This is a genomic window from Methylocystis sp. B8 (genome assembly GCF_005771425.1).
GTDB lineage: Bacteria > Pseudomonadota > Alphaproteobacteria > Rhizobiales > Beijerinckiaceae > Methylocystis.
Genome location: NZ_VBTZ01000005.1, coordinates 1 through 21,191 on the forward strand (window position 1 = coordinate 1; position 21,191 = coordinate 21,191).

Here is a 21,191-nt window from a genome sequence, read left to right on the forward strand (position 1 = left end):
CTACAACTACACCGCGACGAAGGAAGCGATTGCGCGCGCCGTCAAGGGCGAGCCGAAGGCCTCCGAAGTCGTCGCCAAGCGCAACGAAGCCAAGCACCCCTTCGCGCCGAACTGAGTCGCGCGCAGAACATGCGCAGCGGGGAGCCTAAGGCTTCCCGCATGTGCGGCGCCGGCTGGCGCGCGCCGCTGATACGGCGATGGGGCGAGCGATCCAATGACGTCGGCAGAGATGAAGAGCCTGGCGCGGGAGGTCGGCCGCCAGCAGAAATTCCGTCTTCCCTGAGGAAGGCGTAAGGAAAAGCTGCGTTCCGCGCGTAAATCAAAAGAAGCCGCACGGACGCGAACGCACCGGGAAGGGATGGGATCATGGCTTCGTTCTTTGAGAAAATACTGGGCGCGCTCTTTCCGAAGCCGTCGTCCAGCTTCACCTCGAGCAGCGGAAAGACCAGCGTCGGCGAATCGCTTGTCGGCGACGGCAATGAGGTCGCGCATATCGACCTGATCATGGGGCCGCGCGGCTCCGCCGCCGAGAAGGCTTTCGCCAACGGGCTCGTCAACAACAAGGACGGCTTTACGACGCTGCTCGCCGTCATTGCGCCGAATCTGCTGGTGAAGCCCTATACGATGATGTTCAACAAGGTGACCATCAAGAACGCCAAGCAGGCCGTTCAGATGTTCGGCCCGGCGCAGTACGGCGTCGCCAAGGCTGTCGCCGACAGCGTCGCCGAGGGCGTCATTCCTATGAGCCAAGCGGACGACCTTTTCATCTGCGTCGGCGTGTTCATCCATTGGGACGCCAATGACGATCAGAAGATTCAGGACTTCAACTACGCCGCGACGAAGGAAGCCATCGCCCGCGCAATGAAGGGCGATCCGAGCGCGCGCAGCGTTTTGTCGGCGCGCGTCACCGCAAAACATCCTTTCGCCGCCAACTGAGCGTCGGCGGTTCGCCTTGCAAGGGAGCCTTAGGGCTCCCTTTTTTCTTTCCCAGTCGTTTTGAAGCGCTCGAAATCCGCCCACGTCAGAGCGCCCTCATGCAGCGCCGTCGCAACAAGCGCCCCGGCGGCGCCGATTGATTCGAGCTCCGCAAGATCGCGCACATCGCGCACCCCGCCTGCGGCGTAGACGCGTCGTCCGCCGGCGCGCGCAATAATTTGCGAGATGCGCGCAAAATCGGGGCCGGCCCTGACGCCGACGCGCGTGAGCGTCATGACAATGACCTGACTCGGCCACAGCTCTGGACATAGGTCCAGCGCATCTGGACCGAGAAAAACATTGTCGCGAAAATCGAGCGAGAGAACGACATCGGGATCGTCCTTCACGGCGCGCAAGGATTCGCTGTCGCGCAAGGTTTCGCTGCCGATCACGCAATCGACGTGCTTTGCGCTGCGTCGGTCGCAAGACTTTTCGCCGGCGTCGATCATAATGCGTAGCAGAGGGAAGCGTTCAATCAACGCGTCGATTTCGCATCTGTTGTCTCCGCCTCCCTCGATCGCGTCGAGATCAGCAACGTAAATTCTCTCGAAAGGAAGACGCGTCAAAAAACCGGCGATGACGTCAGCGGGCGCGCTCGTCGCCGCGAGAGGCGAGGAGATCGGTCTATAACTCTCGCGCTCGCCGGCGCGGGCGCGCATGACAGCGCCGTTGCGAATATCGATGACGGGAATGATCTGCATGAGGCATTATAGCGCGTCGCGCTCTTGCGACGTCCGGTCGGACCTCATGATTCTTCGCAGCCTGCTTGTCGCGCTCATCTCGCTCATCTTCGCCGACGCCGCCACGGCGCAGGCGCTGCAACAACAGAGCCAACCTGATTGGCCATGCCGGCAGGTGCGTGTGCCCGAGCTCGCGGTCGCTGGCGTCTGGACCGGCCCGCCGCTCGATGACGCCATGAAACATTGGCGCGACGATCAAACGATCGCCGATCTGGTCTCACGCCTTTCGCAGCGTCGCACCCCGATCGACGAGGCCGAGCGGCTTGTTGCGCAATTCGCCCAATCGGCCGGCGACAAGCGCAAGGAGCGCCTGATGACGCTTTTCGCTGGCGTCTATGAGCGCATGAACGATGAGCGCCATGAAGTCGTCAATGGCCTCGATCGTTTTGGCCGGCGCCTGAAAGACATGGCGGAGAAGGCGCGCGAAGAAACGCAGACGCTGCGCGATCTGCAGGATCAAAAGCCGCCGGATCCCGAAGCTATAAAAAAAGCAAGCGAAGCGCTGCAGTGGCGGCTACGGCTCTTCGAAGAGCAGCGGCGCATGGTCGGCTATGTGTGCGAAAGCCCGGCGTTGATCGAGCAGCGTTTCGGCGCGCTGGCGCGGGCCATCGAGCAAGCGATGGAGTGAGACTTCCCGTCATTGCGAGGAGCGGAGCGACGAAGCAATCCATAAGAGAAGCTGCGCCGCCTCGATTGCTTCGCTGCGCTCGCAATGACGGCGGAGATTGGGGCGCGCCCTATTCTCGCGGCTCGGGCTGGCGCTCCTCGAGCGGATGGCCGGCCTGCTCCCAGCCGTCGGCGCCAGGCGGATACCACATCACATCCGTATAGCCGAGCGCGAGCGCGCGTTTCGCCGCGTTCCACGAGGCCCAGCAATTGGTGCGGCAATAGAATACGAGCGGCTTCGACTTATCGCCGCCGCTCGCGCGCGCCAGTCCCTGCTCGAAATAGCGCGCCATCGGCTCTGACAACTCACCGAAGCCGGTGTCGGGAAGCCAAACGCTGCCCGGAATATCGAAGCGCTTCGGGTCGCGCCACACCGCGTTCTTAGGCAGGCCCTCGGGCTTCGGCGGATGCGACAGCGCGTCGATGAAGACCGCCTTCTTCGCGTTCCACAATTCGTAGGCCTGAGGCGTATCGAGCACCGTCGCGCCTTTAAGCGTCGCGGGCGTCGGCGCATGATAATTGTCGAGCCGATAAGTTTCCGGCTCCGGCGGCGCTTGCGCGAAGGCCGGCGCGCCGCCAAGCGCGAGGGCGGCGCAAAGCGCAAGAAAGCCGAGAACAGGACGTTTCATCAAATTCATCGTGGCGCAGCGATCTGATGTCCCGACTCGTCGAGCAAGGGGACGCCATAATCGAGAAGAATGCGCTCAAGCTCAGTCTTGTTCTGAGCGATGAGCGTATTGAGCTCGCGCTTCCAGTTCTGATCGGAATGGCGAACGCCAAAGCCGATGCGAAACGCCATGCGGGCGCCACGCGTCTCCGGCAGCGGAGTCACATTCAGCTTCTCGCTCGAATGTTTGGCGTAATAGCCGGCGATCGGCCCCCACAACAACGCCGCGTCGATATCGCCCTTTTCCAGATCATGGATCATCGCGGCGCCGGAAGATTCGACGCGCGTATCGACCATGAGCGCATAGGGCTTCACCGAAGCCATCAAACCGTTCATCGCCAGCACATTGCCGGGAGGCGTATTGGCGACGAGACCGATGCGATGCGGCTTTTCCTTCAGCCGAGGATCGTCGAGCGACTTGACGCCGTCGAGTTCCGATCCCGCGCGCGTCACGATGGCGTAGGTCGTCCGGTAATAGGGATTGGTGGGCTGCACCAGATCATTGCCCTGCGGCATGCCGAGGATAACGTCGCAAAGATGCGCATTGAGCGTGTTGCGCACGAAGCCCGTAGCGCCCGGGTAGTAGCTATAGGCGAGATCCTTGCCGAGCTTCTTTGCTAAAAATTCGGCAATCCGGTTCTCGAAGCCTTCGCCCTTGTCGTTTGAAAAGGGGAGATTGTTCGGATCGGCGCAAATACGCAGGGTCTTCGGGTCGACGAGTTCGATCGAACCCTGGCTGTCATCGCCCTTGGCCCCGAAGTCCGGCCCCATATGCTGGGCAAAGGCGGGCGCCGCCGCAAAGAGGATTGCGGCGGCGAGAGCCCGGAAGCGCGGCGCGGCCAAGCCGCGCCAGCGATTTGTCAAGTCGATCATGCGATCGCGTTAAAGCCCTTACTTCTGACCCATGCATTCGGCCTCGGCCTTGGCGAAGGCCTCGGGACGATCTTCCTTCTTGGCCGGACGACCGGGCTCGATCGCGCCGGTCGAGAGCGCGCGGAGATACACATAGAGGTCGTCGATGTAGCAGGAGGCGTTCTTGTTGTCGGCGAATGCCGGCATGACGCTGTTGCCGTTCTGACGGCCGCCGATGACGATGCCGGCGAATTCTGCGTAGTTGAAACGCTTCACCGAGTCCTTGAGCGCTGGCGCATAGGTCGAGCCGCCGCCGTTCGGGCCATGGCAGACGTGGCATTCAGCGTGATAGCGGCGGTAGCCGGAGAAAGTATACCAATCCACCTTGCCGTCGGGGCCGACATTATAGGTGGGGTCGCCTTTGGCGTCGAAATATTTGCCGTCCACGGATTTGACGGCCTTGGGATCTCCCGGCGCCTCGGCCATTGCGGAGGTTCCCACGCACATGATGACGCCCAGAGCTAACGCTCCGGCCAGCGACGATTTCATTACCTCTCTCCTTGGTCTCTTCCCACACACCTTAAACGCCGACGCTCGGCGGGCGCCGTAACGGCGCCGCCGAGCGTCGGGCTTTGTTAACTTCGCGTCTGGCTTAGTTCGGCAGAGCGAAGACAGTCAAGACGCCGCCGAGAGCCGTATAGTTGGCGAGCGACGCATAGTTGCCGACGGCGCCGAGGCCCTCGCTGCTCTTTGAAAGGCCAGCCGCCAAGCCGATGCCGGCCCAGCCGCCAACGCCCGAGAGCACCGCGACATACTGCTTGCCGCCGGACTCATAGGTCGTGACGTTGCCGATGATTCCCGACGGAGTCTTATACTTATAGAGCTCCTTGCCGGTCTTCGTGTCGACGGCCTTCAGATAGCCTTCGAGCGTGCCGTAGAAGGTGACGCCGCCGTCAGTCGACGTCGCGCCGCCCCAGACCGAGAACTGCTCCTTGTTGGACCAGACGATCTTGCCGGTCTTGGCGTCCCAGGCAATGAAGTTGCCGGTGTGGGTCTCGCCTTTGTCCTTGCCCGCCGGGAACATTTCCAGCGTTGCGCCGACGTAGGGCTGGCCCGCCGTATAGCTCACGCGGAACGGCTCGTAGTCCATGCAGACGTGGTTGGTCGGGACCAGGAACAGGCCCGTCGCCGCGTCATAGGTCGCCGGCTGCTGGTCCTTGGAGCCAAGCGCCGCCGGGCAGACATATTGCGTGTTGACGTCTTCGCCGTTCTGCTCGGTCGAATATTTCGACACGACCAACGGACGGCCATAGGTCTTGGACGACTTGTCCATGTCGACCTTGGTCGCCCAGTTCACCGCCGGATCATATTTTTCGGCGACGAGCAGATCGCCGTTGGTGCGGTCGAGCGTATAGGCGAAGCCGTTACGGTCGAAGTGCACCAGCGTCTTGACCGGCTTGCCGCCAATATTCTGGTCGGCGAGGATCATCTCATTGATGCCGTCATAGTCCCACTCGTCGTGGGGCGTCATCTGGTAGAGCCACTTCACCTTGCCGGTGTCGAGGTCGCGCGCCCAGACCGTCATCGACCAGCGATTGTCGCCGGGACGCTGCTTCGGGTTCCAGGTCGAGGGATTGCCAGAGCCGTAGTAAACGAGATTCAGGTCCGGATCATAGCTGTACCAGCCCCAAGTGGTGCCGCCGCCGATCTTCCACTGATCGCCTTCCCAGGTCGTGATGCCCGAGTCCTTCTCGACCGGCTTGCCGAGATGGGTGGTCTTGCCCGGCTCGATAAGCGTGTCGGCGTCCGGACCCATCGAATAGCCGCGCCACACCTGCTGGCCCGTCTTCACGTCATAAGCGGTGATGTGGCCGCGCACGCCGAACTCGCCGCCGGCGATGCCCACAAAGACCTTGTCCTTGAAGACGTGCGGCGCGGCGGTCGAGGTCTGGCCCTTCGAAGGATCGCCGTTCTTGACCGACCAGAGCAGCTTGCCGGTCTTGGCGTCGAGCGCGACGAGCGTCGTGTCAGCCTGAGCCAGGAAAATCTTGCCGTCGCCATAGGCGAGGCCGCGGTTGACCGTGTCGCAGCACATCACCGGCACGACGGACGGATCTTGCTTGGGCTCATATTTCCAGAGGATCTTGTGATCGGGATCCTTCAGATCGAGCGCATAGACGTTATTGGGGAACGGCGTGTGCAGATACATGACGTCGCCGATGACGAGCGGCGCGCCTTCGTGGCCGCGCAGCACGCCGGTAGAGAACTGCCAGGCCGGCGCAAGCTTGCTAACGTTCTCGGTCGTGATCTGCTTAAGAGCGGAATGGCGCAAGTTGGCGTAATCGCCCGTCGGCATCACCCACTGCTTGGGGTCTTTCTGCAGGGTCAGCAATTCGTCGGCCTTCACCGCGCCGGTGAGCGCGAATACGGCCACCGAAGTCGACAACAACAGTCTATGCATGAGCTTTTCCTCCTGACGACGCCGTGGCGCGCATTATTGTTGCGCCGCCGCTGACGTCGCGCCTCCTAGGCGCCTCGACATTGGGAAGGCGATTTCCGTTTATGTCTCATGTCGGCGGGACATAACGTCCGCCGACGGCGAGAAGCTCCCAGTTCCCGTCCGGGAGGCATCTTTTACTCGGAAACGGCGGGATAATATGTCGCTAACGGTTGAATCGCAATCGCAAAAAACAGTGACTCCGCCGTGCGATGCGTCGCATGCTGCGGGCCATCAAACAGTCAAGGCTAACAACATGTTGCGTCTCATGCTGGCTCTTGTCGCGATGCTTCCGGCGCAATTTGCCGCAAAGGCGGCGCCCGCCTTCTCCATAAATGAAATCGCGCCGGGCGTTTACGCGCACCAAGGGCAAACGTCCCTCATGACTCGGGAAAATTTCGGCGACATCGCCAATCTCGGGGCGATCGTCGGGGAGGACGCGGTAGCTGTCATCGACACCGGCGGCAGCTTGATCGAAGGCCGCGCCTTTCTCGCCGCGCTGCGGGAGAAGACGCAAAAGCCGATCCGCTACGTCATCAGCACCCATGCGCATCCCGACCATACGTTCGGCAACGGCGCCTTCGTCGAGACCGGCGCGACATTCGTCGGGCACAAAAATCTGCCGCGCGCGCTTGCGGCGCGAGGGCCGCATTATCTTTCGGCCTTTCGCGCGCAGATGGGCGACGCGCTCGACGGCGTCACGATCGTGCCGCCCACAGTGACCGTCGACGAAACGATGACGCTCGATCTCGGTCATCGCGAGATCGTCCTGCAAGCGTGGCGCACGGCGCACAGCGAATGCGACCTCACCATTCTCGATCCAAAGAGCGGCGTGCTCTTCGCCGGCGATCTGCTCTTTTTGCAGCATGTGCCGGTCGTTGATGGCAGCCTGCTCGGCTTCCTCGACGTCGCCGACAGGCTCGCAGCGATCAAGGCGGCGCAAGTTGTCGCCGGCCATGGGCCTATTCCAGCGCCCTGGCCAAAGGCGCTAGATGATGAGCGCGCCTATCTTATGCGGCTCACCGCGGATCTGCGCGCCGCGATCAAGAAGGGCGAGAGCGTCGCCGCGGCCGCCAAGGAAGCGGGCGCGGAGGAGCGGGAGAAGTGGCGGTTGTTCGACGATTACAACGCCCGCAACGCAACGGCGGGATTTGCGGAGCTGGAGTGGGAGACGCCGTGAAGATGACTTTGTCACGTGACGTCGAAGACAGTTCCCGCTTATTCTGCTGCATGTGTTTTGGAGGATGCCGGACATGAACAAAGCTGCTCTTTGCGCCGCCGGCGCCCTCTTCGCCGTCGCTGCTACTGCCGCCGGCGCCGAGAACGCGCCCGATCCCTGGCCTGGGCTCGTTGTCGACATCTTTCAAAGCCGGCCGATAACGGCCGCAGACGGTGTCATTAATCTCGATGCGCCGGTGCGCGCCGAGGACGCGGCGATCGTGCCAATGACGATGCGCTTCTCAGATCCCACTCAAATCAAAGTAGCGACGCTCGTCATCGACCAGAACCCGATGCCGATGGCGGCGGCCTTCACGCTTGGCGACAAATCCGGCGTCGGCTTCATCGAAACCCGCGTGCGGGTGAATTCATACTCGAATGTCCATGCGGTGGCCGAAGGGAGCGACGGCAGACTGCGCGCCGACGCCAAATTCGTCAAAGCATCGGGCGGCTGTTCGGCGCCCGCGGTCAAGGATCAGGATGAGGCGATCGCCAATATCGGCAAAATGAAATATCGCGAGTTCAAAAGCGCCGATCCGGCGAAGCGCGAAGCTCAGATCATGATCCGCCACCCGAACGCCTCCGGCATGCAGATGGACCCGGTCTCGCGCGCCTATCTCCCCGCTCATTTCATCGACCAGGTCGAAGTCTTTCAGGGCGACGCGCCGATCTTCAAGATGGAAGGCGGCATTTCGCTCTCGGAAGACCCGACCTTCCGCTTCACCTATGCGCCGAACGGCGCGAAGACGATCCGCGTCGAAGCGCATGACAATAAGGGCGGCGTCTACAAGGGCGAATGGTCGATCGGCGAAGCGTCGTGAGCCGCGCTCAATAGGTCGCGGCGAGATAATCGATGATCTTTTGCGCGTCTGACTCGTCGATCTGCGCGTGATAGGACTGGGTCATCTTCTTGACGACGCCCTCCCAGAACGCATGGCCCATCTTCGGCGGCTGGCGCTCGATGTAGTCAACGGAGTGACAGGCGGCGCAATTCTTCAGCGCGGTTTCCTCGCCCGGCCCGGCGCGCAGCGTCGCGGCCTCTTCCGGCAGCGAATAGGTGAGCGTCTCGGCGGCGCAGAGCGTGGGCGCGAGAAGCGCCGTCGCAGCGATCAGCATTAGTCCCTTATCGAAGCGCTGCATTTTTCAGTTAGACCGCCTCTATCCGAACCGTCTCCACCACATTCCGCATATAGCCGGCATGGTTCCATAAGGGCGCCATGGGCTGCGACTGGCCGATGCGATTGACGGCGCGGCATCTCAAATGATGCACGCCTGGGTTCAAAGATAATTCGCTCCGCCATTCGCGAAAGGAATATCGGCCAAGATCGTCGCCGAGCCGGGCGGCGGTCCAGCTCGCGCCGTCGTCAGTCGAGAGCAGCACGGCCTCAATGCCATGACCGCCGTCGAAGGCGATGCCTTTGACCTCAAGAGCGACATGGGCCGCGACTTTCGCGTTTTCGGCCGGACTCGTAATGAAGCTTCGCACATTGAGCCGCTTGATCGGCCGCGTCGCGCCTTTCGATGCGCCGGGCGCGACGCAGGCGCAGTCATTGTCCGGGATGCGGTAAGCGCTCGACATCCAGAAACCGTCAAAATCCTTGTCGAGCACCTCAATCTCATTGAGGTGTTTCACCCAATAGGTTCCGTAGCGGCCGGGAACCACCAGCCGCAGCGGAAATCCATTCAACCACGGCAGCTCTTCGCCGTTCATGGCGTAAGCGACCATCACCTCGCCGTCGCCCGCATGCGCGAGGTCCAGCGATTTGACGAAGTCCGGCGTTTCCGGCGCGACCGGGCCATCGAGCCCGTTGAAGGCTACCGATCGCGCGCCCGGCGTCGGCCCGGCCTTTTCAAGAATCGTCTTGAGCGCGACTCCCGTCCAGCGCGCGTTTCCCATCGCGCCATTGCCGAATTGTCCGCCGGCGACGCGCGGCTCGACGAAGCCGCGGCTGTTGCCCGAACATTGGTTGACGGCGACGATCTCCACCGGATCGAAGTCGCGTTTCAGCTCCGCGAGCGAGAGCGACAGAGGCCTCTCGACATGGCCGCGGATTTCCAGACGAAAGGCGCCCGGATCGATGCTGAGCGGAATGTCCGCAAGGTGGTAGCGAACAAAAAACGCGTCGTTTGGCGTTAGCGCGTCTTCGTTGAAAATCGAAAAGGGCGTTTCGAGCTGAGGCGGCCGGGCGCTAAGCTGAATGAGAGCGCGCTTGCCCGGATATCGCACGAGCAGCCTTTCGCCATTCGCGAAACCGAGCCGGACACTCTCGGCTGCAATGGCGTCTTGTTTTCTCGATATGCAGAGAGAGGCGAGGCCGCCGCTCGCGCCCCGTAGAAATGACCGCCGGCTTGTCGCCTGAGAAATCATTCACGCCGATTCCGCCGCCGGTCCTCCCCCAGCAGCGGCCGGCAGAAACGTCAGGAACCCCAGATCGTTAGGGCGACGCATAGTGCGAAGGGCACCGCCGCCAGCGCGACGACGGCCGTAACGCACACGCTTCGTTCAATCTCAGATGCCTCTCTCTGAGGCGCATTGTCCTGCCAATGAATGAACGCCATCACGATCCCCTACGGTTCAACTCACGCCTTCAGAAACGCGCGACGAGCCGAATCGTTGCATAAAAGTTAAGAGCCGGCGCCGCCCCAGCTAATGGCGGGCAGCGGAGAGCCGTGAGCGGGAGAGGCACTGGCTCGGCGGGGCGGCAAGAGCGCTTTCGCTGAAAAGTTCCGCGAGCTTCTCGGTCATCGCGCCGCCAAGCTCCTCCGCGTCGACGATTGTCACCGCTCGCCGATAATAGCGCGTGACGTCATGGCCGATGCCGATGGCGATGAGTTCGACTGGCGACTTCGTCTCGATCTCGTGAATGACCTGACGCAGGTGACGCTCGAGGTAATTGCCCGCATTGACCGATAGCGTTGAGTCGTCGACGGGCGCGCCGTCCGAGATCATCATCAGGATGCGCCGCTGCTCCGAACGCGCCAGAAGCCGCCGGTGCGCCCAATCCAGCGCCTCGCCGTCGATATTCTCCTTTAAGAGCCCTTCGCGCATCATCAGGCCGAGGTTGCGCCTGGCGCGCCGCCACGGCGCATCGGCCGCCTTGTAGATGATGTGGCGGATGTCGTTTAAGCGGCCTGGGTTAGGCTTCTTTCCCTCAGCGATCCAGGCTTCGCGCGACTGGCCGCCTTTCCAAGCTCGGGTCGTGAAGCCAAGGATCTCGACCTTGACGCCGCACCGCTCCAGCGTGCGCGCCAAAATGTCGGCGCAGGTGGCGGCGACCGTGATCGGGCGCCCGCGCATCGAGCCTGAATTGTCGAGCAGCAGCGTCACCACCGTGTCGCGGAAGTCCATATCCTTTTCGCGTTTGAAAGAGAGCGGCTGCTGGGGATCGATGATGACCCGAGGCAGGCGCGCCGGGTCGAGCATCCCCTCTTCTAGGTCGAATTCCCAGGAACGGCTCTGCTGCGCCATCAGCCGGCGCTGCAGACGGTTCGCCAGCCGTCCTACAACTGAAGAGAGATGCAAGAGCTGCTTGTCGAGATAGGCGCGCAGCCGATCCAGCTCCTCGGCGTCGCAGAGCTCCTCGGCCCGGATGGTCTCGTCAAAGCGGGTGGTGTAGGCGTGGTAATCCGCGCCGGCGCGCTCAGCGGCGCTTGTCGCCGGGCGGCGCGCCTCGGCGGCTTCCTCGGCGTCTCCCGCGTCGGCCTCGCGCTCGGTCTCGCCATACGGCGCTTCCGCGGAGTCGCTTTCGCCCTCCTGCTCGGCGTCTTCGGCGGCGAGCGCCGTATCCATCTCAGCGGCGCTCTTGGACTCTTCCTCGTCGCGATCGTCATTCTCGCTCTGGTCGGGGTTTTGCGGCTCCTCGCTTTCCTCGTCGGACTTCGTATCGTCGGGCGCTTCGCCGCTCGCCATGTCGAGATGCGAAAGCAGTTCGCGCACGATCTGGGCGAAGAGCTTCTGGTCTTCCACGGCGCCGGACAGCCGGTCGAGATCGGCGCCGGCGCGCTCTTCGATCGTGTCGCGCCACAGCTCGACGATCTTCTGGCCATTCGGCGGCGGCGTAAGTCCGGTCAGGCGCTGACGCGCGAGCAGCGCCAGCGCGTCCTCGAGCGGCGCATCCTCGCGACTTGAGATCTCGGCGGCGTGGCTGCGTTGATAGCGATCGTCGAGCATTGCGCCGATATTGTCGGCGACGCCGGGCATCCGCATCGCGCCGATCGACTCGCAGCGCGCCTGCTCCATGGCGTCGAAGGCGGCGCGGGCCGCGATCGGCTCGGGGGAATAACGTCGATGCAGCGCATCGTTGTGACAGGCGAGACGCAGCGCCAAGGAATCCGCCTGGCCACGTAAAATCGCTGCGTCCTTGAGGCTCAGCTTTCGCGGCGGCTCGGTCAGCCGCGCCTTGGCGCCCTCGGCTCCGGCGATAAGCGAAGGCCGTTCGGGCGCGAAGACCACGTCGAGCGCTGGCGAGCGCGCCATGGCGCGCATCGCCCCGGCGACGGCGCGCTTGAACGGCTCCTGCGGCGCCTCCTTGGGCGAGGCGGGCCGTCGATTTGTCGGCGCTGGAGGCATGTCGCGACTATATGCGCGCCGACCGACAAGGCCGCAAGCGAAATGCGCCGCGCGCCGGCCCTGTTGGCGGAAATCCTACAGTTTGCGTTCGCCCTTGCTGAAATTCGAGAGATCGCCTTCCGCCGCGGCGCGCCGGCGCCAGGACTTGGCGATCGCAGGATATTTAATTTCCTTAGAGATGCGGGAGATCTGCTGTTGCAGCTTCTCGCCGCCGCAGTTTGGACATACGGGAACATCCGATCCGCGCACCAGAAGCTCGAATTCGGCGGCGCAGGCGTCGCAGACATAGGCGTAAAGCGGCATCAGGCCCTCACGTGACGTGCATTCGCCTGGGACACGAGCAATTTTCGTTCCGATCGAAGCAGCGGCTAGGTCATCACCACATTGACGGCGCTTTCCGGTAGCTCCTTGCCGAAGCAGCGCTGATAGAATTCGGCGACGAGCGGACGCTCGAGCTCGTCGCATTTGTTCAGGAAGGTCATCCGGAAAGCGAAGCCGATGTCGCCGAAAATCTCGGCGTTCTCCGCCCAGGTGATCACCGTGCGCGGGCTCATCACGGTCGAAAGGTCGCCGGCCATGAAGGCGTTGCGGGTCAGATCGGCGACGCGCACCATCTTGTTGGCGACGTCCCTGCCTTCCTTCGTCGCGCCATAGGATTTCGCCTTGGCGAGCACGACATTCGTCTCGGCGTCATGCGGCAGGTAATTCAGCGTCGCGACGATCGACCACCGGTCCATTTGCGCCTGATTGATCTGCTGCGTGCCGTGATAGAGGCCTGACGTATCGCCAAGACCCACCGTGTTGGCGGTCGCAAACAGTCGGAAGGCGGGATGCGGACGGATGACCCGGTTCTGGTCGAGCAGCGTCAGTCGACCCGAGACTTCGAGCACGCGCTGGATCACGAACATCACATCGGGCCGGCCGGCGTCATATTCGTCGAAGCAGAGCGCGATATTGTGTTGGACCGCCCAGGGCAGGATGCCGTCGCGAAATTCGGTGACCTGCTTGCCCTCTTTGAGGACAATGGCGTCCTTGCCGACGAGGTCGATGCGCGAAATGTGACTGTCGAGATTGACGCGCACGAAAGGCCAATTGAGCCGCGCCGCCACCTGTTCGATATGCGTCGACTTTCCGGTGCCGTGATAGCCGGTCACCATCACACGCCGATTCTTGGCGAAGCCGGCGAGAATGGCGAGCGTCGTCTGCCGATCGAAAAGATAGTCGGGATCGAGGTCCGGCACATGCTCGTTGCGCTCGGAAAAGGCTGGAACCTCCATGTCGGAATCGATTCCGAACACCTGACGCACGGAAATCTTCATGTCAGGCGTACTGTCGAGTCCCGTTGCGGCGTGTACTGCAGCGACCAAAATGCGTCCTTTCGTTGCGCGGTCCCGCGCCTTCCCGAATAATTCGACGAATCTGTGCTGCCGCGCCGGAAAAGCCTGCTCGCCGCGAGCGCTCAGACCAGCCGGGCGGCCCTTAGCGTCTTATAGGCGTGAATAATTTCCCGCAATTTTTCTTCGCGGGAACGGTCGCCGCCATTTGCGTCGGGGTGATGGCGCTTGACGAGTTCCTTATAGCGCGCGCGGATCGTCTCGCGATCCGCCGTCTCCTCGAGCCCCATGGCGACAAGCGCCCTTATCGTCACTGGGGAACGGCGCGGGCCGCGGCGCTCGGCGGCAGGGGGCGGTCGGCGGAAACGCTGGCGATAGACTCCGAGCGGATCGACCGCCGCCATGGCGTCCTCGCGAAAGCCCGCCTGTCCGCGCCGCGTGCCCATCGACCAGGTGGGGCGATGCCCAATGGTGGCGTCCTTCATGTATCGGGCGACGGAAGCGTCATCCATGCCATTGAAATAATTGTAGGTCGCGTTGTATTCCCGGACATGCTCAAGGCAGAAGCAGAAATATTGCCCCTCGCGCAATCGGCCCATCGGCGCGCGATAGGCCCCCTCCGCCTCGCAGCCGGGCGAATCGCAGCGCAACGTGCTCTCGCGCGGCGGTTCGCGCGGCTCGCGCTGGGTTCGGATGCGATCGAACAGGGGCGAATTCAGGTTCATTTCATTCCATTATGATGGCGCCGCAGCAAGCCGCAAGCACAACCAAGCGTCAATGTGCTAATTCGGCGTCGATCGGGAGACGAACAATGACGGATCAGGGTAAAGGCGTCGTCAAGGCGCGCATCGCGCAGAAGCTCGCCGAAGGCCTCGCGCCCGCAGCGCTAAACATTATCGACGACTCTCATCGCCACGCCGGGCATGGGCATCACCATCCCGACGGCGAAACCCATTTCACGGTGGAGGTGGTGAGCGCGGCTTTTGAGGGCAAGAGCTTGATCGAGCGGCATCGTCTGGTCAATGCGCTCCTCTCCGAGGAGCTGGCCGACCGGGTTCACGCTCTGGCGATCAGCGCCAAGACTCCCCAAGAAGCTGCCCGCGCTTGAGGGATCAGCTACGAAGCGGCGCGCCGTTCGCGTCGCAGTCGATTTCGGAAACGTCCTCGCCCATGGCGATGCGGGCGCGCGTCAGCGCGCCGTCGGCGTCATAGGCATAGTCGTGTCTCAGCTCGACTTCGCCATAGACAAGCTTTTCGCAACAGGCGAGCCTGCCTTCAGAGTCATAGGTCGCGCGAAAATAAGTGTTGCGGTTAGCGATGGCGTCGGCCTCGAGCGGCCCAACGAGATTTAACGGCAGCCGAAGCCCGCTGTAGGTGAGAAAATAGCGATATTCTTCTTCATTGTTCTCCGACATGACGGCCCTCCCCGATCCGACAGCGTTTCTTGAAGCGACGCCGTATCAGTGAGGATACTAGAGAATCGCGCTAACCCAATGGCTCCTATCCCGCAACCGGGAGGGCCGCCGCCGGAGGAACACCGCCATGGCCGCCGACATCGTGGCGAAACCCGAAGCCAAGCCGGCTAATCCCTGCTTTTCGTCCGGCCCTTGCGCCAAGCGGCCGGGATGGGCGCTCGAAAATCTTGGCCGAGCGGCGCTCGGACGCTCGCACCGCTCAAAGCCGGGCAAGGAGAAGCTGGCGCAAGCCATCGCGCTGACGCGGGAGACGCTGCGCGTTCCTCAAGATTACCGCATCGGCATCGTGCCGGGCTCCGACACCGGCGCCGTTGAGATCGCGCTCTGGTCGCTTCTCGGCCCGCGCGGCGTCGATGTCGTCGCCTGGGAAAGCTTTTCGGAAGACTGGGTCAATGACGTCCTCAATGAATTGAAGGTCGAAAAGGCGCGCAGCCTCGTCGCGCCTTACGGCGAATTGCCTGATCTCTCGCAAATCGATTTTGCCAATGACGTCGTCTTCGCCTGGAACGGCACGACCTCCGGCGTGCGCGCGCCGAGCGCCGATTTCATCCCGCCAGACCGCAAAGGGTTGACGATTTGTGACGCGACGTCGGCGGCCTTCGCGCAGCCCTTGGATTTCGCCAAGCTCGATGTGACGACCTATAGCTGGCAGAAGGTTCTCGGCGGCGAGGCGGCGCATGGCATGCTCATTCTCTCGCCCCGCGCCGTCGAGCGACTCGAGAGCTATACGCCGCCCTGGCCGATGCCGAAGATTTTCCGGCTGACCAAAAAGGGCAAATTGAACGAAGGGATTTTTCAGGGCGAGACAATCAACACGCCGTCGCTCTTGGCGGTCGAAGATTATCTCGATGCGCTTTCCTGGGCGAAATCGATCGGCGGACTTGAGACGCTGTTCGCGCGCTCAGACGCCAATGCGCGAGCCGTGAGGGGCTGGGTCGAAAAGACGCCCTGGATCGATTTTCTCGCGAAAGATCCAGCGACTCGCTCCAACACCAGCGTCTGCCTCGTCTTCTCCAAAGAGAGCGCCGCGAAAGACGCGGACATGCAGGCGGCGCTCGCCAAGAAGATGGTCGCGATGATCGAAAGGGAAGGCGCGGGCTATGATTTCGGCGCCTATCGCGACGCGCCGCCGGGCTTTCGCATCTGGTGCGGCGCGACTGTCGAAACGTCCGACGTAGCGCTGCTGACGAAGTGGCTCGATTGGGCCTATACGGAGGCTTGCGCCGACGCTCAGCAAACAGCGTAGAAGCGCCAAACGCGCTACACTCGAACGTTTCTTCTTAGTCTTGTTGCTGCGTCTTCGCGCCATCGAGAATGATGGTCGTTCTGCAAGAAGCGGATAGACATATGCAAGGACAACCATAATGCCGCCGCGCGTTCTCATCTCGGATTCTCTTTCGCCCGCCGCCGCGCAGATTTTTCGCCTGCGCGGCCTGGATGTCGATTTCGAGCCGACGCTCGGCAAGGACAAGGACAAGCTCGCCGCCGCGATCGGCGACTATGACGGATTGGCCATCCGTTCGGCGACCAAGGTCACAGCCGACATTTTTGCGCGCGCGCCGCGTCTCAAGGTCGTCGGCCGCGCCGGCATCGGCGTCGACAATGTCGACGTCGCCGCCGCAACGGCGCGCGGCGTCATCGTCATGAATACGCCTTTCGGCAATTCGATCACCACCGCCGAACACGCTATCGCGCTGATGTTCGCGCTCGCGCGCGACATTCCCGCGGCCGACGCATCGACACAGGCCGGCAAATGGGAGAAGAACCGCTTCATGGGCGTCGAGATCACCGGCAAGACGCTCGGGATCATCGGTTGCGGCAATGTCGGCGCGAATGTCGCCGAACGCGCGCTTGGCCTCAAGATGCGCGTGATCGCCTTCGACCCCTATCTCACCGAAGAACGCGCGAATGAGCTTGGGGTCGAAAAGATCGAACTCGACGAACTTTTGGCGCGGGCGGACTTCATCACGCTGCATACGCCGCTGACCACGCAAACGAAAAACATTCTCTCGGCGGAAAACATCGCCAAGACTTGCAAGGGCGTGCGCATCGTCAATTGCGCGCGCGGTGGACTTGTCGATGAGGAGGCGCTGCGCAAAGCGCTCGATGAAGGCCAGGTCGCCGGCGCCGCCTTTGACGTCTTCGCTCAAGAGCCGGCGACGGAAAACCCTTTGTTCGGCCATCCGCACGTCGTCTGCACGCCGCATCTCGGCGCCTCGACGAGCGAAGCGCAGGAAAAGGTCGCGCTGCAGATCGCCGAGCAAATGGCGGACTATCTGACGCGCGGCGCGATCGCCAACGCCGTGAATTTCCCCTCGATCAGCCCCGAAGAGGCGCCGCGGCTCAAACCCTTCGTAGCGCTTGCCGAGAAGCTTGGCCTCTTCGTGGGACAAATCGCGCGCACCGGCGTCGACAAATTGTCGATCGTCTACGAAGGCGTCGTCGCCTTCCAGAAGACGCGCGCGATCACTTCCGCGGCGATCTCTGGGCTGCTGCGACCGATTCTTGAAGACGTCAATCCAGTGTCGGCGCCGATCCTCGCCAAAGAGCGTGGACTATCCGTTGAGGAAATTACCCGCGAGGCGCAAGGCGACTATGAATCGCTCGTCACGCTCAGCGCGCATACGGCGCAGGGCGAAATTTGCGTTTCGGGGACCGTCTTCCACGACGGCAAGCCGCGCATTATCCGCATCGGCGATATTGGCGTCGACGCCGAGTTCGCGCCGTCGATGATCTATGTGACGAATGAAGATCGGCCGGGCTTCATCGGCAAATTCGCCGGCGTGCTTGGCGACGCCAATGTCAATATTGCTACGTTTGCGCTTGGCCGCGACAGGCCCGGCGGCGGAGCGGTCGCACTCGTCGCGATCGACGGCGAACTGCCTGCCAAAGCGCTCACGGCCCTGAAAGGCTTGCCTGGCGTAAAACAGGCGACAACGCTGAAATTCTGATCCCCTATTGTCGCGCTCAACCTTACTGTTGCAACTCTGCCACTATCGCGAAAGAAACACGGCTGCGCCTGGCCTTCCTGCTTGCTTGCGCGAAGGCGCTGCGGGACTAATCGTCGCACTGATCGCGCCGTTTCTGGAGTCGGCGCGGCGCACGCCCACTCTCGATAAAAGGGATCATCATGCGGCGTCCTACTCTTGCAGTCATTTGCGCCATCGGCGCTCTTTGCGGCCTTGCTGCCGAAGCATTTGCGCGCAGCCCTGCGCCGCAGCCGCAACCGCAGCCGGCGGCGTTCGATCCTTTCGCCGCGCTTTTCGGCGGCGGTTCTTTCGCCCCGCAGACCGGTGACGGCCGTCCGCAGGCCGTCGCCATTCCGCGCGAGGTTGTCGCCTTTAACGCGAGCTATGCGCCGGGAACGGTGATCATCGCCACCAATGAGCGTCGCCTCTATTACACGCTCGGGCATGGCCAGGCGATCCGCTATGGCGTCGGCGTCGGCCGACCCGGCTTTGAATGGGCTGGCACCCGCTACGTCGCTCACAAGCGCGAGTGGCCGGACTGGACGCCGCCATCGCAAATGCTGCGCCGCCGCCCCGACCTGCCGAGGCACATGGTGGGCGGCCTCAACAATCCGCTCGGCGCGCGCGCCATGTATCTCTCCGGCACGCTCTATCGCATCCACGGCTCCAATGAGCCCTGGACGATCGGTCAGGCGGTGTCGTCCGGCTGCATCCGCATGACCAATGACGATGTCGTCGACCTTTATAATCGCGTGAGGGTTGGCACCCGCGTGGTTGTGACGCGATAAGTCTCGGCGGCGATTTTTGAACGGCCGACGTTCGCGTCGGCCGTTTTGTTTTTGCGGTTTATTTTTCTCCGGGCCGGTCGCGGTCGAGCCCCTTTGCGGCAAGCTCTTGGAGATAGGCGTTGAAGCGTTCTGTCGCCGTTTCGCCGAGTTCGCGCAGATACCGCCAAGTGTAGATTCCGGTGCGATGCATGTCGTCGAAGTCGAGACGCACAGCGTAGTTGCCGACCGGCGCGACGGCGATGATCGCGACGTTGCGCTTACCGCCCACGGTCTTACGCTCCTGGGCCGAATGGCCCTGAACTTCTGCGCTTGGACTCTGCGTGCGCAACAGTTCCGCGCTGAGCGAAAATTGCGCGCCATCGTCGAAAGCGACGGTTAGCATCCGTCCGTCTTCGGAAAGGCGCAATTCAGTTGGCCAGGGCTCCTGCCCCATGATGCTTCTCCACAACGTTTGTTCATGCGCGAGCAATTTGCGGGCCGCAGCGTTGTGGCTGCCTCCAAATATTTCTATCGCCTTCGAACCAAGAGCGCCAACACGATCCTTAGGGAGAGTCAGCTTTCTGCATCCACCAGCTCTCCAAGGTGAAGCCGAAGGGAAACATCGGATAAAGCGGCGTGCGCTCAGGATGGCGAATTGCGGCGCTATGCGCGCACCAGATGGCGTTCGCATGCTGCAGAGGCGTGAAATAGAATCCCGAAAGCAATATGCGGTCTAGCGCGCGAGCCGCCCAAATGCTCTCCTCCTTCGTGCGCGAGGCGAGCAGATTATCGATCGTCGCATCGATCGCAGGCGATGCGACGCCAGCGAGATTGACTGAGTTTTCGCGCTCGAGACTCGCTGTGCTCCAGCGGTTCAACTGCTCCTGACCGGGAACGGCGGCCGGCAGCCACTGGCCGATCATCATGTCATATTCGAAGCGCTGACGGCGGCGTTGGTACTGCACCTCATCATATGTTCGTGGATTGGCTTCGACGCCAATGCGTTTCAACGAGGCGGCGAAGTTGAGCGCCAGCCGCTCTTCGTCGCGGTCGCGGATCATGATTTCAAAGACGACGGGAACGCCATTCTTCTGAAGACGACCGTCGACGACGGTATAGCCTGCTTCAGCAAGAAGCGCCTGCGCACGCTTCGCGACTACGCGATCGCGTCCGGACCCATCGTGTTGCATAGGCCGCCAACGACCTTCGAGAATGTCATCGCGAACAACGCCGGGGAATTGCGAAAGAAAGGCGCGCTCCGCAGCGCTGGCTGGACGGCCTATCGAAGAATAATCCGAGTCGCCGAAATAACTTTCCGTGCGCGCATAAAGCCCGCCGTAGAAATTGGCGTTGATCCATTCAAAGTCATACATCATGGCGATCGCTTCGCGCAGCCGCACGTCGCGAAAGATGCCTTTGCGCAAGTTAAAAACGAAGCCCTCCATTCCCGTCGGGCGGCCAGGCCGCAGGATTTCCTTGATGATTGCGCCATTTCGAATGGCCGGGAAATCATAGCCGGTCGACCAGCGCGCGGCGCTCGTCTCTTCGCGATAGTCGATAAGTCCCGCCTTTAAGGCCTCAAAAAGCGCCGCGCCGTCACGATAATAATCGACGTCGATCTCATCAAAATTATAGAGCCCCCTTTGGCTTGGTATGTCACGAGCCCAGTAATCAGGGTCGCGGCGTAAAGCGAGACGTTCGCCTGATTTCGCCTCAGAAATCACATAGGGACCAGAGCCAAGAGGAATCGTCATATCGAGATCGTCGAAACGCTCCACATTGGTGGTTCTCTTCGACAGAATTGGCATGTCGGCGAGAACGAGCGGCGCTTCGCGATCCTTGACGCCCGTCAGATCAAACCGAACCGTATGATCGTCGAGCGCGACGGCAGACTTCATCAAAGGGAAAATCACTCGATGGTTCGGCCGACCTTTCGACTTCAGCAATTCGAAGGAAAATAGAACGTCCGCCGCAAGGATGGGCGTCTTGTCGGAGAATCGCGCTCGAGGGTCGAGGTGAAAGGTGACGTGTTCGCGAGCATCGTCGATCTCGATGGACTTCGCGATGAGCGGATAAAGCGAATAGGGCTCGTCCCGCGAGCGAGTCATCAGGCTTTCCAGCACATTGCCGATGATAAGCTGCGGCGCGTCCCCGAATCTCGAATTGAACGGATTGAGACTTTCGTAACCGCCGCGCGAACCGAGCCGCAGCGTCCCGCCCTTCGGCGCACCCGGGTTTGCATAAGGAAGGTGATCGAAACTTTTCGGGAGCGCAGGCGCGCCGTAGAGCGCGAGACCATGCGTGACAGGAGCGTTTGGAATATCTTGGGCAAGCGTTGGGGCTGAAGCCAAGATGGCGACGAGATACATGAGCGCCGCGAGCCGCACGGCGGCGATCCTGAGCCCAATTGCATGGTGAGCGCGACTCATTCCATGCCTCCTTCGCCGATTGGCGGACCGAA

23 protein-coding genes are annotated in these 21,191 nt (G+C 62.1%); 9 read left to right on the forward strand and 14 right to left on the reverse strand.

The features are described 5' to 3' along the window. Together FEV16_RS09885 and fae are read left to right on the forward strand one after the other, a co-directional pair. Positions 1–115: formaldehyde-activating enzyme (locus FEV16_RS09885; RefSeq protein WP_210234879.1), on the forward strand; the 115-nt coding region annotated here is incomplete at its 5' end. Between the two features lie 251 nt (positions 116–366). Beyond that, positions 367–936, forward strand: coding sequence for a formaldehyde-activating enzyme (fae, locus tag FEV16_RS09890; RefSeq protein WP_138167476.1), 570 nt, complete (start codon positions 367–369; stop codon positions 934–936). A gap of 29 nt (positions 937–965) precedes the next feature. Here fae and FEV16_RS09895 read toward each other — a convergent pair whose 3' ends face one another. Further along, entirely contained in the window at positions 966–1,676 is a 711-nt protein-coding gene (locus tag FEV16_RS09895; RefSeq protein WP_138167477.1) for a HisA/HisF-related TIM barrel protein, read from the reverse strand. On the opposite strand from FEV16_RS09895, the gene FEV16_RS09900 reads away from it, so the two are divergent. Next, positions 1,675–2,343, forward strand: a complete 669-nt coding sequence (locus tag FEV16_RS09900; RefSeq protein WP_246657262.1) for a hypothetical protein — start codon at positions 1,675–1,677, stop codon at positions 2,341–2,343. The two genes, FEV16_RS09895 and FEV16_RS09900, sit on opposite strands and share 2 nt — an antisense overlap. 109 nt (positions 2,344–2,452) lie before the next feature. On the opposite strand, the gene FEV16_RS09905 is transcribed toward FEV16_RS09900, so the two are convergent. From FEV16_RS09905 to xoxF5, 4 genes are all read right to left on the reverse strand, one after another. Next, positions 2,453–3,010, reverse strand: coding sequence for a PQQ-dependent catabolism-associated CXXCW motif protein (locus FEV16_RS09905; RefSeq protein ID WP_171015189.1), 558 nt, complete (start codon positions 3,008–3,010; stop codon positions 2,453–2,455). 5 nt (positions 3,011–3,015) lie between these two features. Beyond that, positions 3,016–3,921 carry a substrate-binding domain-containing protein gene (locus FEV16_RS09910; RefSeq protein ID WP_138167479.1) on the reverse strand — a complete coding sequence of 302 codons (906 nt, stop codon included), beginning with the start codon at positions 3,919–3,921 and terminating at the stop codon, positions 3,016–3,018. Between the two features lie 18 nt (positions 3,922–3,939). After that, on the reverse strand, positions 3,940–4,407 hold the full coding sequence (locus FEV16_RS09915) for a c-type cytochrome, methanol metabolism-related (RefSeq protein WP_138167666.1): 468 nt from the start codon (positions 4,405–4,407) through the stop codon (positions 3,940–3,942). 145 nt (positions 4,408–4,552) lie between these two features. After that, the gene (gene xoxF5, locus FEV16_RS09920) at positions 4,553–6,361 is read right to left on the reverse strand and encodes a lanthanide-dependent methanol dehydrogenase XoxF5 (RefSeq protein ID WP_138167480.1); all 1,809 of its coding nucleotides are present in this window, start codon (positions 6,359–6,361) and stop codon (positions 4,553–4,555) included. A 322-nt stretch (positions 6,362–6,683) separates the two neighbouring features. Here xoxF5 and FEV16_RS09925 point away from each other — a divergent pair, with 322 nt between their 5' ends. Both FEV16_RS09925 and FEV16_RS09930 read left to right on the forward strand, forming a co-directional pair. Next, positions 6,684–7,577 carry a quinoprotein relay system zinc metallohydrolase 2 gene (locus tag FEV16_RS09925; protein ID WP_246657280.1) on the forward strand — a complete coding sequence of 298 codons (894 nt, stop codon included), beginning with the start codon at positions 6,684–6,686 and terminating at the stop codon, positions 7,575–7,577. Positions 7,578–7,641: 64 nt separating this feature from the next. Then, positions 7,642–8,436 carry a quinoprotein dehydrogenase-associated SoxYZ-like carrier gene (locus FEV16_RS09930; protein WP_138167482.1) on the forward strand — a complete coding sequence of 265 codons (795 nt, stop codon included), beginning with the start codon at positions 7,642–7,644 and terminating at the stop codon, positions 8,434–8,436. Between the two features lie 7 nt (positions 8,437–8,443). Here the strand turns inward: FEV16_RS09930 and FEV16_RS09935 are convergent, their stop codons facing one another. The 6 genes from FEV16_RS09935 to FEV16_RS09960 form a co-directional block, all read right to left on the reverse strand. Further along, on the reverse strand, positions 8,444–8,755 hold the full coding sequence (locus tag FEV16_RS09935; RefSeq protein WP_138167483.1) for a cytochrome c: 312 nt from the start codon (positions 8,753–8,755) through the stop codon (positions 8,444–8,446). 7 nt (positions 8,756–8,762) lie between these two features. After that, a complete protein-coding gene (locus FEV16_RS09940; protein ID WP_138167484.1) occupies positions 8,763–9,983 on the reverse strand; it encodes a molybdopterin-dependent oxidoreductase in 1,221 nt (406 codons plus the stop codon). Between the two features lie 279 nt (positions 9,984–10,262). Continuing rightward, positions 10,263–12,185 carry a cobaltochelatase subunit CobT gene (gene cobT, locus FEV16_RS09945; RefSeq protein WP_138167485.1) on the reverse strand — a complete coding sequence of 641 codons (1,923 nt, stop codon included), beginning with the start codon at positions 12,183–12,185 and terminating at the stop codon, positions 10,263–10,265. Positions 12,186–12,260: 75 nt separating this feature from the next. Then, the gene (locus FEV16_RS09950; RefSeq protein ID WP_138167486.1) at positions 12,261–12,488 is read right to left on the reverse strand and encodes a zinc ribbon domain-containing protein; all 228 of its coding nucleotides are present in this window, start codon (positions 12,486–12,488) and stop codon (positions 12,261–12,263) included. A 65-nt stretch (positions 12,489–12,553) separates the two neighbouring features. After that, positions 12,554–13,552 (reverse strand): cobaltochelatase subunit CobS, encoded by a 999-nt coding sequence (gene cobS, locus FEV16_RS09955; RefSeq protein ID WP_138167487.1) that lies wholly within the window; start codon positions 13,550–13,552, stop codon positions 12,554–12,556. A gap of 92 nt (positions 13,553–13,644) precedes the next feature. Continuing rightward, complete coding sequence (locus FEV16_RS09960) at positions 13,645–14,244, reverse strand: J domain-containing protein (RefSeq protein WP_138167488.1); 600 nt, start codon at positions 14,242–14,244, stop codon at positions 13,645–13,647. Between the two features lie 86 nt (positions 14,245–14,330). Between FEV16_RS09960 and FEV16_RS09965 the strand changes: the two genes are divergently transcribed. Continuing rightward, on the forward strand, positions 14,331–14,627 hold the full coding sequence (locus FEV16_RS09965) for a BolA family protein (protein WP_171015190.1): 297 nt from the start codon (positions 14,331–14,333) through the stop codon (positions 14,625–14,627). A 4-nt stretch (positions 14,628–14,631) separates the two neighbouring features. Here the strand turns inward: FEV16_RS09965 and FEV16_RS09970 are convergent, their stop codons facing one another. Then, a complete protein-coding gene (locus tag FEV16_RS09970; RefSeq protein WP_138167490.1) occupies positions 14,632–14,934 on the reverse strand; it encodes a DUF6156 family protein in 303 nt (100 codons plus the stop codon). A 127-nt stretch (positions 14,935–15,061) separates the two neighbouring features. Here FEV16_RS09970 and FEV16_RS09975 point away from each other — a divergent pair, with 127 nt between their 5' ends. The 3 genes from FEV16_RS09975 to FEV16_RS09985 all read left to right on the forward strand — a co-directional run bounded on the left by FEV16_RS09975 (position 15,062) and on the right by FEV16_RS09985 (position 18,751). Next, positions 15,062–16,240, forward strand: coding sequence for a phosphoserine transaminase (locus FEV16_RS09975; protein ID WP_138167491.1), 1,179 nt, complete (start codon positions 15,062–15,064; stop codon positions 16,238–16,240). A gap of 118 nt (positions 16,241–16,358) precedes the next feature. Then, entirely contained in the window at positions 16,359–17,945 is a 1,587-nt protein-coding gene (gene serA, locus FEV16_RS09980) for a phosphoglycerate dehydrogenase (protein WP_138167492.1), read from the forward strand. A gap of 179 nt (positions 17,946–18,124) precedes the next feature. Then, complete coding sequence (locus FEV16_RS09985; protein WP_138167493.1) at positions 18,125–18,751, forward strand: L,D-transpeptidase; 627 nt, start codon at positions 18,125–18,127, stop codon at positions 18,749–18,751. A gap of 58 nt (positions 18,752–18,809) precedes the next feature. Here the strand turns inward: FEV16_RS09985 and FEV16_RS09990 are convergent, their stop codons facing one another. Beyond that, entirely contained in the window at positions 18,810–19,184 is a 375-nt protein-coding gene (locus FEV16_RS09990; RefSeq protein WP_138167494.1) for a DUF971 domain-containing protein, read from the reverse strand. Between the two features lie 109 nt (positions 19,185–19,293). Next, positions 19,294–21,159, reverse strand: a complete 1,866-nt coding sequence (locus FEV16_RS09995; RefSeq protein WP_138167495.1) for an extracellular solute-binding protein — start codon at positions 21,157–21,159, stop codon at positions 19,294–19,296. Between the last annotated feature and the right edge of the window lie 32 nt (positions 21,160–21,191).